This is a genomic window from Acinetobacter sp. YH12144, from assembly GCF_013418345.1.
Lineage (GTDB): Bacteria > Pseudomonadota > Gammaproteobacteria > Pseudomonadales > Moraxellaceae > Acinetobacter > Acinetobacter amyesii.
In genome coordinates this window covers 13258-25753 of sequence record NZ_VPCD01000002.1, presented here as the reverse complement: position 1 = coordinate 25753, position 12496 = coordinate 13258, and the positions used below count along the sequence as shown (strand labels likewise).

Here is a 12496-nt window from a genome sequence, read left to right as displayed (position 1 = left end):
AACAAAAATCCCCGAACTTCGGGGATTTTTTTTGATCAGTTTTTAACATCAATAAAATTAAAACTTATTCAACCAAGAAGCTGATTTTTAAGTTCACTCGATATTCCGCAATTTTATTGTCTTTCACCACGACTTTCTGTTCATTAATCCATGCACCCTGAACGTTTTTCACGGTTTCAGTGACTTTATTAATTCCCGTTTGAATTGCATCTTCAAAACTTTTTGTGCTACTTGCATTTACTTCAACGACTTTAGCAACTGACATTGTATTTATCCTCATTGTTATGATTTTGAAACTTCATCATATGATTAAGTCGCTTATTTTGGTTATTTTTTAAACATCAAAACAGCAAAATATTACATGTCTTACACAGGAGTGAATTCCACTTCGCGGGATTACAAACTGACCATCATTTATTACATGCTTTCTGTTTAAGCAGTGGTCGCTTCCGATTAGGCTAAAAGCTTCATTCTTCTAATGATCATGCTCGGGAGTAATGTCATGACAATTGAACCTCAAGTAACTTCTGCTGAAACCGATCTATCTACCAATACACCCCCTCAAGCAACCGCCAACGAGTCGCAAACAGGGAAGAATAGCTTTCTCTCTCGCTTTTCTCCGACCGTCAAAGGTGCTGCGATCGGTGCTGTTGCAGGCAGTATTTTGCCCGTTTTTGGTACGATCAGCGGTGCCATTATTGGTGGTATCGCAGGCAAAGTCTATGAAAAGAAATGTGCCAAACATTCATAGATTTTTCATCTTTATCTGAGTGATACAACGCTGTCACTCAGCCACCAAAAGCTCTAGAGCAATAACTCTAATAGACTGTTTTATATAAATATTAATTCATACCGTTTATCTTGCGTTGCCGAATCGATCATTTTTAATTGATTATTTTTTGATATTATTTTCACATAAATTCAAGTGATTAATTTTCTCCCTGACTCAATTTTTGAGTCACTAATGATTGATAGGAATACACAAATGAACGCAATCAAATATGCTATGGCTGTTGCTGTGATGGCGCTTTCTGCAACTGTTTCTGCACAAATCGTTTATGTACCAGATTTTCCAGTAAAAAAAGCTGTGACTGCTGAAACTGCCAATGCAGATAACAAAGCACCCGCTGCTGATACAACCGAAGTTGTAACAAACACAGAAAAAAAAGCTTAATTTTTAGCTGATTTTTCCATAAAAAACCGATGGCTTCCACCATCGGTTTTTTATTTTTTGTGCCTTTTCTTTGGGCTTTATTCTTTACTCAACATTAAAAATCAACGTCTAGCAGCGCTTAATCGCTGATGATGACTTCAAAAAAATTGATCAAACCATACCGCTATATCTTTTGCAAAACCTATCTTTAAGCTAATGATTTGGTATTATTTTTAAACAAAATGCGCATTAATTGTCATATTTAACGCTTAATTTGTAGAAGCTGACATTTATTTCCATGTTTTTTTTAATGAAATCTCTATAATCAAATGAACTAATCGACTTCATTATTTTTAAATTTACATTGTCCTATGCAAGAACTTCAGGCACTGATACAAGGAAAAATTTCACCGCAGGTCATAGATATTGAACGCCTGATTGAATTGGCCAATACATATCGAAACCCGAATTCGGCTGAATATAAATTAGTAGAACTTGCAACCAATATTGTATTGGCTAAATATTTAGAAAAAGCACAAAAAGTCCTTTAGGAAGCGGACAAATGAATTTACAAGAGAAAGTACAATTAATAAAAGAAATCCATGTACTGACCCATCAACTTGAACACCGTGCTTTGAGTTTTTATGAAACTGCGCTTTCTAAACGTCGGATTCATGAAATTTTTGCCTTATGCGATGAACCAATTTTTCAAAAGCAAATATTAAGTTATCGTGCATTAACTAAGCCACAAATGGCTGCCACTGAATTTTCCAAACAAACGCCATATTCATTGTTATTTCGTGGCTATTTTAACCATGATGCTGCACTTGAAAATGCTTTATATCAATATCCAGAGATGGGTTGGGCCTTGCTGCATGACCATGAATTAGGTTGGCAAGTGTGGATGATTCCAGCCAAACAGCGCACGGCTTTACTCAGTGAATGGGGCAATTTTAACGAATGCTATGATTGGTTAATTGAACAACAACAGCTATATAAATGTTTAATCAGTGATACCGATCTAAGTCTACATACCTTACGCCTAAAGGATGAAATCATCACAGCGCCAAGCTGTGTTGCCGCAAGTGTGGACGACCTACTGCCAATTGAAGCGATAAATAAAGACGGTTCTGTCGATCTAGATCATTGCGATAAGCAAATCAATGAAGCGGATACGTTGCTTGATAACTCAAATACAAATAAACCGGAGCTTTCTGCACCTGATACCGTTCCTCTTGTTCTAATTGAGCAGCCAACACATGCGCCATCGGAGGAACATCTCAACTCGACAATGGCAGGCGTTGAACTTCCTGAACAGGTTCAAATCGCTCAATATGCCGCTCGCGTTCAAACGCTGCAAAACATCGATGCGCAATTGGCCTTGTATGAATTGCAGTTTATAGATCAGCCTGAACTCACAACGCAACTTGATGTTCTATTGCATACGACAGATGGTACAGATTGGAAAAACCAGCCACTGTATTTAGCAGAGCAAATCAATACCGAAGGTCGCTTCATCAAATATCTCTTGTTGTTTGGTGCTCAAACGCAAATGGAAGCCATTCGACTCTCTCAGCTGTTTTGCCAACAACATCAACATGAACTTGCCGCGATTAAAGTCATGACATGGGACAATCTAGAGCAACTCTGTGCTGCACCTGATCAGCTCTATCAACAGTCTCAGCAGGCTGAAATAATTTGGTCGCAAAACGACTATTATCCATTTATCCCGGCACAGTTAGTTAATACGCAAAAATTCATTCATTTTGATGAACCTGAACCGACGCTACATACCCCGCTGTTATTATTACAAGAACGTCAAAAAATACGTTTAATCCACGGTCAAAAACGCATGGCACTCTTGCGTACCGAACAAGCCCTTCCCTATTTGATCCTCCATCGACAGCAAGGTTTAAATTGGCAAAGCATCCAAAATGTGATCCAACAATTGCCTCAACCCATTGATGTGATTTCGCTTTATCAAGCACTTAAGCAAACGACCGAAGATTAATTGCATTTATTTTGTAGTTTGGCTTGCATTTATCCGACAAAAATAACAAAACTACAGATGCAGGATACTCAGATGATAATTAAATAGAGCCAAAACATATGCATAAAAAACAACAGTACTTTATTCGGACTTTGCTTTTTTCCGCATCAATGAGCTTGATGTATCAAGTTGCTTGGGCCAATGAAACTGAGGGGCAACATTCGCAGGATGTGCCTGCAACCGAGCAAAGTTCACCGTATATCATGCCAAAGACCTATGATTTTTTAGATCAAATTCCTCGTTGGATTGATGCAACACCGACCTTCTTACCTGAACAATCAGATCACCCCATTGTTCCGACAACAGAACAAACGGAAAATAATAGCTGGACCGATCGACAACAGAAGAAAGTCCGAAATTGGGCAGATCGAACGGCCGTTCGCATGGATAACTGGTTTGGGCAAAGTGAGCCTGATAAACCAGCCAATGCTACCCTTAGGGTGATTTTAGACAACAGTTGGAATAAGCACGATGAATACGAAATTAAGCCACGTATTCGCGGTAAAATTAAGCTTCCGACCTTGGAGAAAAAGTTAAGCGTCGTGTTTGGTGATGACTCTTTGGATAATGAGCTTGAAAATAATGCCGCGATTACCAATGAAAATCCGGATGGACGAAACGATAAACATTATGACAATAAGCAAGCGCGGGATGACAACAGTTCGCTCGCGTTACGTTGGTCTGAAATTTCAGATCGGCTTCCATTTGAAACCGATGTCGATCTCGGCTTACGATCTGGAGATGACCTATATGTCCGCTTAAAAGCAGCTAAAAAATGGCAACTCGACAACGACTTTAGCTTTTTAGCCGAACAAATTTATCGCTATGGCATCGACAGTGAAAATTATCTGAGAACCAATTTAGAATTAACCCATGCCCGTCCAGGCCAACCCTTTATCTCAAACCAATTCAACCTGACCTATGCAGATGCACAGGATGATGATCTGAAATGGGATAACTTCAGTTACCGCCAACACCAATTTTTTAAAGGTAACCGATTCAACTACGGACTGTATACAGGTGGTTTTTACAATAACGATCAACTGCGTTTAAACAGTTGGGGACCCTATGTATCATGGCGACAGCCCTTTCTGCGCGAATGGTTTTATATCCAAGGTGATCTCAACTACCTCAACAACCATCGTGACGATAAAAGCCATTTTGTGGGCGCTTTAGTGCGCCTTGAAGCCTTGTTCTAATACCCTCTATTTCACAGCGAATAAAAAGCCCATCTCAACAGGATGGGCTTTTTTTAATTACTCAGGTTCAATTTTTCTTAATCACACGCACACGATCATTACGTACAATACTCGGCTGTTTTTCAGCGACTTTTTTCACTTTAGGAAAACTATACTGAATACGATCATTTCGCATCACACGGCGACTATCTACAAAAGGATTGATATCATATTGTGCGATTTGTTTTGAAACCTGCACACGGTCATTACGCACCATTTTTTGCTTAGAGCTGTCTGCCTGAGCAGATTGCATGAGGCCCATAGACAGCAGCGAGCCCATTACAGCGATCACTAAAATTTTCATCTTAAGATTCCCAATACTTAATGATCGTTATTATAGATTAATTATTTATTTTTAATTTATTTTAAAGATTAAAACATGGACGTTTTTATTCATGTGCTCTATCGAAAAACCAAATAAAAAACCTCCCGAAGGAGGTTCATTTCATATCTACCGTTACTTCAGCAATAAGCTGTTAATCCGTTTGATATATTGGGCAGGATCTTCGGGTAAACCACCTTCAGCAATCAACGCCTGATCAAAAATAACATTCGCCAAGTCATCAAACTGCGCCGAACTTTCTAATTTTTGTACCAACGGATGGGATGGATTGATTTCCAAGACTGGTTTTGACTCGGGAACCGCTTGTCCTGCTTGTTTTAGCATACGGACCAGTTGCGGTGATAACTCACCCTCAGCCACCACCAAACACGCAGGAGAGTCCACTAAACGTGTTGTTACACGCACTTCAGAGGTCTTATCTTTTAACGCATCCGACAGTTTTTCAACAACAGGTTTAAACTGCTCAGCAGCTTCCTCAAGTGCTTTCTTCTCTTCAGCATCTTGTAGATCACCCAAATCAACTGCACCTTTCGATACATTCTGTAATGGTGTTCCATCAAACTCAAAAACAAATTCCATCGCCCACTCATCCACTCGTTCAGTCATGAGCAGCACTTCGATACCTTTTTTCTTGAACAATTCAAGTTGTGGTGAGTTTTTCGCAGCATTTAAACTATCAGCAGTCACATAGTAAATTGCCTTTTGGCCTTCTTTCATATTGGCTTTATAGTCTGCAAATGATGTTTTCACTTCATCATTATTTGACGAAGCAAAGCGTAATAATTTTAGAATACGCTCACGATTCGCTATGTCTTCGCCTAAGCCTTCTTTTAAGACTGAACCAAACTCAGCGTAGAATTTTGCAAACTTCTCTTGATCAGCAACATCTTCAGATTTCGCCAAACCATCTAGCACCGTTAAAATACGGCGGGCGTTACCTTCACGAATCGTTTTAACGTCGCGACTTTCTTGTAATAATTCACGGCTTACATTAAGTGGTAAGTCTGCGCTATCCACCACACCTTGAACAAAACGTAAATAATTAGGAATCAAATTATCCGCATCATCCATGATAAATACACGTTTCACATACAGCTTAATTCCTGCTTTAGCTTCACGTGTGAAAATATTGCTTGGTGCGCGAGATGGAATATAAAGTAACTGTGTATATTCCGTACTTCCCTCTACACGGTTGTGTGTCCACGCAAGCGGAGCTTCAAAATCATGGCTCAGGTTTTTATAAAACTCAGTATATTGTTCTTCACTGATCTCATTTTTATTACGCGTCCATAATGCACTTGCTGAGTTAATCGCTTCCCATTCATCCGTCAGTACATATTGACCAGGTTTTGCTTCTTCGCCTTCGGCAGCTTCCTCTTGTTGCCAAACTTCTTTCTGCATCTCAATTGGCAAACTAATATGATCAGAGTATTTATTAATAATCTGCTTAACTTTGTAACGATCTAAATAATCTAAAGCATCCTCGCGTAAATGCAAAATGATGTCGGTTCCACGTGAAGCCTTATCAATTGGCTCTACATCAAACTCACCTGTACCATTACTAACCCAACGTACCCCTTCAGCGGCATTTACCCCAGCACGACGTGATTCCACTGTAATTTTTTCAGCAACAATAAAACCTGAATAGAAGCCCACACCAAATTGACCAATCAATTGTGCATCTGACTTTTGATCACCCGTAAGCTTCGACATAAAATCTTTAGTGCCAGACTTAGCAATCGTACCCAAATGATCAATCGCTTCTTGTTGTGTCATACCAATACCATTATCCGAAATGGTAATTGTCTTCTGCTCTTTATTTAAATGAATACGCACATGTAAATCTGGATCATTTTCATAATATTCAGGATGGTTAATGCCTTCAAAACGTAATTTATCGCAGGCATCAGATGCGTTTGATACCAACTCACGAAGGAAAATTTCAGGATTTGAATATAAAGAATGTGTTACTAAATGCAGTAACTGAGCCACTTCCGCTTGGAAGCTGTGTTTTTGAGATTGTTGTTCGCTCATCAGTCTCTCCGTTCATACTGAGTAAAATTATCAATTGCCTATATGAATGGAGGGACTTCACTATTTTTCAATAGTGTGAATGGAAAATTTTTATTCTGTCGCACTAAATTTTAAGGTTTAAAAAGGTCCTTGTTTATAAACGCGGTCCATGTAGAGATCCAGTTTTTGCTGCCGCATTTTATATACATCACTTAAACAACTGACATTGTCACGGCACTGATCGCGTAGTTGTAGCCATTTTATTTGTTGATCTTGAATTGCACCACGTGTCCCCATGGGAACCAAATGACGAATAATCGTATAGGTTGTTGCCATTTTGACATCGGCATCATTAATACTACGGTTATCACAAACCGCATGTTCGGTAATGGTTTTCGCCTTTTTACAATCAAAACTTGCGGCATAACTTGTCGAAATAAAATAAGCACTGCCCAAGACCAGCATACCCTGAATAATTTTTTTCATCGTCTTTTCTCTTCATCCAACTTGCTGATTTATCTCGACTCTAACACTTCTACCTAAATTTTCTATTGCCTATTTGTTCAATTCGATCAACTGATGAATGGAGTATGCTGCATAAAAAACCCTGCCATTAGGCAGGGTTTTAAGATCAGCTACAGCTTAGAATTTGTAGCTATAACCAATTGTATACACCATAGGATCGATATCTAAATCAAAAGTTTCGACAACTGTTTGAACTTCAGGCTGGATTTGAGCATAACGTGCATCAAAGAATACGCCCCAGTTTTTTGCATCAGCTGGCTGGTAGTTAAAACCGACTTGACCTGCAAAACCATAAGACTCTTTCACTTTAACCTTTGTGCCTTCTAGCACACCTGAACCATCTTCATCCCAAGCAACAAATGCTGTACCACCCACACCAATGTAAGGTGTAAAGCCAGTTGAATTTTTAAAGTTATATTTCGCAGTAATTGTTGGTGGAAGATGTTTCAATTTAACACCAGCAACTTTTGAACCCGCAGCTGTTACATCCACATCATGACTAATTGGTGTAGCTAATAGTAATTCAGCTGAAATGTTGTCATTAAAGAAATATTCTACAGACGGTGTAAATGCAAACTCATGATCTGCTTTTACATTTAAAGCACCATTAGCAATATCAGTATCTGCAGTTGGAGCAATTACAGAAGCACCAACTTTAACCTGCCATTGACCAGCCATCGCTGAAGCAGACATACCCAATAATGCAATAAGAGCAGCTTGTTTTAACATTTTAAAGCAACCTTCTAGAATGAATAATTAATATTAAACATTAGTATTAAAATTATGCAACATTATTATTTTATAAATTTTTACATTATTATATAAGTCATTATTAATTATATATATTTATTTTAATCATAGTGCAATGCTTGGTTTTATATTTTCACCGTTATAATTAATTTATTATTCATAATATACCAACCTTTTTAATCAGAATTAATAAAATGAATTATTTTAATCCAACCAAAATCCTCAGGATTAAATAACAAAAAAGGCGATTATATAATCGCCTTTTTATTTATCTTTGAAAATTTTTTAGAGTACCATTGCGGCAATCCAACCAAAGATCATTAATGGAATATTGTAGTGAATGAAGGTCGGGACCACACTGTCTTTCATGTGGTCATGCTGACCATCCATATTAAGGCCTGATGTTGGGCCTAAAGTTGAGTCTGATGCCGGAGAACCTGCATCTCCTAAAGCTGCTGCTGTACCAATAATGGCAATCGTTGCCGCTGGGCTAAAACCAAATTGAATACAAAGTGGTACATAAATAATGGCCAAAATTGGGATTGTTGAGAATGAAGAACCAATACCTAAGGTAACTAATAACCCAATTAATAACATCCAAAATGCCGCTAAACCTTGGCTGTTTCCAATCCATTCAACTGAAGCTTGTACCAGTGTTGGTACTTGATTCGTAGCCTCAATCACAGATGCAAAGCCTTGCGCAGAAATCATAATGAAACCCACAAGTGCCATCATGCGCATACCACTGATAATGACATCGTCGGCTTCTTTCCACTTAAAGATACCTGCACAGCTTAAGATCGCAACACCAACGAGACCCGCCAAAATCATCGACTCAGATATGACTTGAACAGAAAGCGTAGCAACCACTGCAACCGCAGCCATAATCAAAGTAAATTTAGCGACTTGTGGTTTACCATTTTCATCTGCTTTTACATCAGAGGAGATGGTGTGCTGTGATTCCTTAACCTGAACGTCAGCATACTCTCGTGGTTTACGGTAGCTATAAAAAACAGCAATTAATAAGCCAACAAACATCCCAAATACTGGAATTGCCATAGCAGTTGGAATTTGATCATAGCTGATGTTGAAACCGTATGGCTTACCAAAGGTATTGATGTTTTGACCTAAAATATCATTAAGGAAAATAGCACCAAAACCAAAAGGTACCAGCATATAAGTCGCCACAAGACCAAAAGTCAGAACACAAGCAATCAAACGACGGTCAAGTTTTAAATGATTAAATACGCTGAGTAATGGTGGAATTAATACTGGAATAAACGCAATGTGCACTGGAATCACGTTTTGTGAACATACGGCGGCTAAAGCGATAGTAGCGAAAATTACGTATTTCACGCGATTCTGGGCTTTCACATTACTGTTACCTTTGAGTTTAGTAATGAGTTGATAAGCCAGTAAATCTGGCAAACCTGAACGCGCAAGTGCCAAAGCAAATGCCCCCAACACGCCATAAGCAAGTGCGATTTGAGCACCGTTGCCTAAGCCACTATTAAACGCTTCGATGGTGCCATGAATACCAAGGCCAGCTAACAAGCCACCTGTTACTGCACCAATGATCAGTGCAAATACAACAGGCACGCGTGCCAGCGACAGTCCAAACATGACTGTAATTGCGGCAAGAATAGCAAACATAAGAAAAAAGGGAGTCTGACAAAAAACCGTATTTTATCAGAATTTGCTCGCTATTTAGCCCCCTATCGATGAAACTGACACTGTTGAAAGATTTACTTAAAGCTGCTGTGATTGCGCAAATTGAGCGATGTAACCTGCAATTTTTTCGGGTTGGCTTAGCACAGCCCAATGATTGGCATTGACTTCAACCACCGATAAATCTTCAACCCAATTAGTTAATTCTTTAATGTAATCTGGACTGACAAAAGTATCATATTTTAATACGATGGCTTGCACAGGACATATAGCATGACGTTGTCTTGGCTGCGTTAAACGAGGAGTAAAATTAGCACGGTAAAGCGCGATACCATATTTACCGTCATGTTGAATATTATGATTTAACGGCAATTGTTGAGTTCGTTCTAAATCATTAACAATTTTCCCCCATCGCTCTGCATTCAAAAAATGCCAAGCGGCAGGTGCAAGAAATGGTAATTGGAATACTCCGATATACCATGACTTGCTCAACAATTTGAGTAATTTTTTTTGCTGATGTTTAAAGTTATCTCTTAATAAAAATGCAGCATGGTCTAAGCATGGCCCAGATATGGTTGAATAAGACAAAATTCGCGATCTAAACTTTGCTTCTGTGACCGACTCCCAAGATTGGATTGAACCCCAGTCATGCGCAGCTAGGTGAAAACTACGCTCGCCTAATACCGCTTGCGTCACACTATCCAAATCAAGTGAAAGTTGTTCTAAACGGTAATCTCGTATTTTACGGGGCACAGAGGACTGCCCTGCACCTCGCACGTCATAGGTGACGATATAAAATTCAGCAATAAGATGTTCAATAACCGGTTCCCATACTTCCTGATTATCAGGATAACCATGAACCAAAACCAATGCTGGCTTTGTTTCATCACCCCATGTCTTCACATAGAGCCGTTGTTGATCTGTGGTATTCACCCATTGCGTATTTAGTGGTTGCATTCTTCTTGTCCTTTTATCGATTCCATCGAATTGACGTTTTATTTGTGAACATGGGCAATGTGATCAATGCCACAGTTTGGAAACTCATTTAGTATGCAAAGTTCAGCATAAAAAAAAATTGACCCAGTATGAGCATAATCCAGAAAATAATGACAATGCCTATTGTCTCTAAATTCTTACTCAATCATTATGCCCCTTATAAAGGTGCTGGCATTTCGATTGATAAAATTGATCTCGCCAATTATCACATTCGCGTCAAAATGCCATTAACTCGTAAAAATCAAAATATCGTCGGTGTACATTTTGGCGGTAGTCTTTATTCAATGGTTGACCCATTTTATATGTTGATTTTGATGCATCACCTTGGCTCACGTTATATCGTGTGGGACAAAGCGGCAAATATCCAATTTTTATCTCCCGGGCGTGGAACGGTATACGCTGACATCCAGCTCGCCCCAAATGAAATCAATCATATTAAAAACTTAGCAGATAACCACGCACCTGTTTTACGGAACTATAGCTTAAATATTTTTGATGAAGCAGGCTTACGTATCGCTGAAATTCAAAAAACGCTATACATTCGTCGCAAACAACCCCGTCCACGCAAATAAAAAAGGCGCTTATCTTTAAGCGCCTTTTCATTCAATTTTAGCGGATTGGATTAGCGATTTTGCTCAATTGCAGCACCTGCGCCACCACCGATTGCACCACCAATCGCAGCACCGGTGTTACCACCAAAGATACTTTTGCCGACTGCAGAACCAATCGCACCACCTACACCACTATATGTAGCATTTCGGTTTGAACCGTTTTGAGTTTTACTACCGACAGCTGCACCAGCACCACCACCAACGGCTGCACCTACACCACCACCGACATTATTACCCACACCACCACCTATGGCACCACCTAAAGCTGCAGCACCAATACGTTGTTCATTGGGCGACATGCTTTCACAACCAGCAAGCATTAGGGTCGACATCATCGCGACTGCACATACGCTCATTACTTTTTTCATTGTGATGTTCCTTGTCTTCTTCAATACCTATGATTCTAAAACCATTGTATGAAACAATTAAACATAGCTTGTTACGGCTTGGAGCATAAATGCTGCATTTTGTAAAAACCACGCCTAATCGCTTACGAATTACTCAGGGTTTTCATCCAAAATCATCAAATCTTTTGTGGTTTCACCATTTTCAGTCAGCACAGCATGAGAGAGTTTGGCTTTGCTTTCTGGATCTGTTGCCTGATCTAGTTTTAGCGTGCGTTTAATCGGTTCCTGCCCTTTCTTAAACTCTACACCCTCTGCATCAATATTGGTGTTTTGACGAATAATCTGACCGTCCTGCTTCACCGTAGTCTTGGTTTCAATTTTAGAAGTCGGGATGATGACACCACCACGTTGTACTACTGGAATCGATAATTTCTTTTCAGAAAAATCACTTTGGTGATCTGAAAGTTCAATTTCACGTGCCACGATATCCTGACCTTTATTGGTCATTTCTAACACTGTTGCAGTTACTTGGCGTACAGGTTCTTGACCTGCAACACGGCGAATCACTTCTGTTTTTAGTACTGGAACTACAGCTTTATCTTCTACCACAATCGAATTGGGCATAGGTGCAGCAATCGCTGTCAATGAGCTGAATAATGCAGAAACTGCGAATAATTGCTGTGCGAATTTCATCAAAAGACCCCGTTATGTTTAAGTTTAAAAATCAAGAGATTTGTTATGTTCTATTTTTACTATAGGAAATAAATCAACATTAGGAAAGCTTTAATTTTCAATTCATCCG

At 39.1% G+C, this 12496-nt stretch carries 15 protein-coding genes; 6 read left to right on the top strand and 9 right to left on the bottom strand.

The genetic code is table 11. The annotated features are described in order from the left end of the window. Positions 1–64: 64 nt before the first annotated feature. Positions 65–265, bottom strand: coding sequence for a dodecin family protein (locus tag FTU79_RS01820; protein ID WP_067761311.1), 201 nt, complete (start codon positions 263–265; stop codon positions 65–67). 237 nt (positions 266–502) lie between these two features. Between FTU79_RS01820 and FTU79_RS01815 the strand changes: the two genes are divergently transcribed. The 5 genes from FTU79_RS01815 to FTU79_RS01795 all read left to right on the top strand — a co-directional run bounded on the left by FTU79_RS01815 (position 503) and on the right by FTU79_RS01795 (position 4402). Further along, positions 503–751 (top strand): glycine zipper domain-containing protein, encoded by a 249-nt coding sequence (locus FTU79_RS01815; RefSeq protein WP_171525839.1) that lies wholly within the window; start codon positions 503–505, stop codon positions 749–751. A gap of 234 nt (positions 752–985) precedes the next feature. After that, the gene (locus FTU79_RS01810; protein WP_078189813.1) at positions 986–1174 is read left to right on the top strand and encodes a hypothetical protein; all 189 of its coding nucleotides are present in this window, start codon (positions 986–988) and stop codon (positions 1172–1174) included. 350 nt (positions 1175–1524) lie between these two features. After that, positions 1525–1704, top strand: a complete 180-nt coding sequence (locus FTU79_RS01805) for a hypothetical protein (RefSeq protein WP_078189814.1) — start codon at positions 1525–1527, stop codon at positions 1702–1704. An 11-nt stretch (positions 1705–1715) separates the two neighbouring features. Beyond that, positions 1716–3164, top strand: a complete 1449-nt coding sequence (locus FTU79_RS01800; RefSeq protein WP_180048783.1) for a hypothetical protein — start codon at positions 1716–1718, stop codon at positions 3162–3164. Positions 3165–3313: 149 nt separating this feature from the next. Further along, positions 3314–4402 carry a hypothetical protein gene (locus FTU79_RS01795; RefSeq protein WP_373685641.1) on the top strand — a complete coding sequence of 363 codons (1089 nt, stop codon included), beginning with the start codon at positions 3314–3316 and terminating at the stop codon, positions 4400–4402. Between the two features lie 67 nt (positions 4403–4469). Here FTU79_RS01795 and FTU79_RS01790 read toward each other — a convergent pair whose 3' ends face one another. The 6 genes from FTU79_RS01790 to FTU79_RS01765 form a co-directional block, all read right to left on the bottom strand. After that, positions 4470–4745, bottom strand: a complete 276-nt coding sequence (locus tag FTU79_RS01790) for a hypothetical protein (RefSeq protein WP_180048782.1) — start codon at positions 4743–4745, stop codon at positions 4470–4472. A 153-nt stretch (positions 4746–4898) separates the two neighbouring features. Next, the gene (gene htpG / locus FTU79_RS01785) at positions 4899–6818 is read right to left on the bottom strand and encodes a molecular chaperone HtpG (protein ID WP_180048781.1); all 1920 of its coding nucleotides are present in this window, start codon (positions 6816–6818) and stop codon (positions 4899–4901) included. Positions 6819–6935: 117 nt separating this feature from the next. Next, a complete protein-coding gene (locus FTU79_RS01780) occupies positions 6936–7283 on the bottom strand; it encodes a lysozyme inhibitor LprI family protein (RefSeq protein ID WP_078189819.1) in 348 nt (115 codons plus the stop codon). A gap of 156 nt (positions 7284–7439) precedes the next feature. Beyond that, entirely contained in the window at positions 7440–8051 is a 612-nt protein-coding gene (locus FTU79_RS01775) for an OmpW family protein (RefSeq protein ID WP_111885838.1), read from the bottom strand. 306 nt (positions 8052–8357) lie between these two features. After that, on the bottom strand, positions 8358–9725 hold the full coding sequence (locus tag FTU79_RS01770) for a Na+/H+ antiporter family protein (protein ID WP_111885839.1): 1368 nt from the start codon (positions 9723–9725) through the stop codon (positions 8358–8360). 96 nt (positions 9726–9821) lie between these two features. Continuing rightward, positions 9822–10697, bottom strand: a complete 876-nt coding sequence (locus FTU79_RS01765; protein WP_180048780.1) for an alpha/beta fold hydrolase — start codon at positions 10695–10697, stop codon at positions 9822–9824. A gap of 128 nt (positions 10698–10825) precedes the next feature. Between FTU79_RS01765 and FTU79_RS01760 the strand changes: the two genes are divergently transcribed. Then, a complete protein-coding gene (locus FTU79_RS01760; RefSeq protein WP_180048779.1) occupies positions 10826–11308 on the top strand; it encodes a DUF4442 domain-containing protein in 483 nt (160 codons plus the stop codon). Positions 11309–11358: 50 nt separating this feature from the next. Here FTU79_RS01760 and FTU79_RS01755 read toward each other — a convergent pair whose 3' ends face one another. Both FTU79_RS01755 and FTU79_RS01750 read right to left on the bottom strand, forming a co-directional pair. Then, positions 11359–11715 (bottom strand): DNA transfer protein p32, encoded by a 357-nt coding sequence (locus tag FTU79_RS01755; protein WP_078192840.1) that lies wholly within the window; start codon positions 11713–11715, stop codon positions 11359–11361. 129 nt (positions 11716–11844) lie between these two features. Further along, positions 11845–12387, bottom strand: a complete 543-nt coding sequence (locus tag FTU79_RS01750) for a hypothetical protein (RefSeq protein ID WP_180048778.1) — start codon at positions 12385–12387, stop codon at positions 11845–11847. Positions 12388–12496: the final 109 nt, after the last annotated feature.

Bases quoted from the DNA above. Each gene is read 5' to 3' on its own strand.
- FTU79_RS01820 (WP_067761311.1), bottom strand. From the start codon at position 265: ATGTCAGTTGCTAAAGTCGTTGAAGTAAATGCAAGTAGCACAAAAAGT.
- FTU79_RS01815 (WP_171525839.1), top strand. From the start codon at position 503: ATGACAATTGAACCTCAAGTAACTTCTGCTGAAACCGATCTATCTACC.
- FTU79_RS01810 (WP_078189813.1), top strand. From the start codon at position 986: ATGAACGCAATCAAATATGCTATGGCTGTTGCTGTGATGGCGCTTTCT.
- FTU79_RS01805 (WP_078189814.1), top strand. From the start codon at position 1,525: ATGCAAGAACTTCAGGCACTGATACAAGGAAAAATTTCACCGCAGGTC.
- FTU79_RS01800 (WP_180048783.1), top strand. From the start codon at position 1,716: ATGAATTTACAAGAGAAAGTACAATTAATAAAAGAAATCCATGTACTG.
- FTU79_RS01795 (WP_373685641.1), top strand. From the start codon at position 3,314: ATGAGCTTGATGTATCAAGTTGCTTGGGCCAATGAAACTGAGGGGCAA.
- FTU79_RS01790 (WP_180048782.1), bottom strand. From the start codon at position 4,745: ATGAAAATTTTAGTGATCGCTGTAATGGGCTCGCTGCTGTCTATGGGC.
- htpG (WP_180048781.1), bottom strand. From the start codon at position 6,818: ATGAGCGAACAACAATCTCAAAAACACAGCTTCCAAGCGGAAGTGGCT.
- FTU79_RS01780 (WP_078189819.1), bottom strand. From the start codon at position 7,283: ATGAAAAAAATTATTCAGGGTATGCTGGTCTTGGGCAGTGCTTATTTT.
- FTU79_RS01775 (WP_111885838.1), bottom strand. From the start codon at position 8,051: ATGTTAAAACAAGCTGCTCTTATTGCATTATTGGGTATGTCTGCTTCA.
- FTU79_RS01770 (WP_111885839.1), bottom strand. From the start codon at position 9,725: ATGTTTGCTATTCTTGCCGCAATTACAGTCATGTTTGGACTGTCGCTG.
- FTU79_RS01765 (WP_180048780.1), bottom strand. From the start codon at position 10,697: ATGCAACCACTAAATACGCAATGGGTGAATACCACAGATCAACAACGG.
- FTU79_RS01760 (WP_180048779.1), top strand. From the start codon at position 10,826: ATGAGCATAATCCAGAAAATAATGACAATGCCTATTGTCTCTAAATTC.
- FTU79_RS01755 (WP_078192840.1), bottom strand. From the start codon at position 11,715: ATGAAAAAAGTAATGAGCGTATGTGCAGTCGCGATGATGTCGACCCTA.
- FTU79_RS01750 (WP_180048778.1), bottom strand. From the start codon at position 12,387: ATGAAATTCGCACAGCAATTATTCGCAGTTTCTGCATTATTCAGCTCA.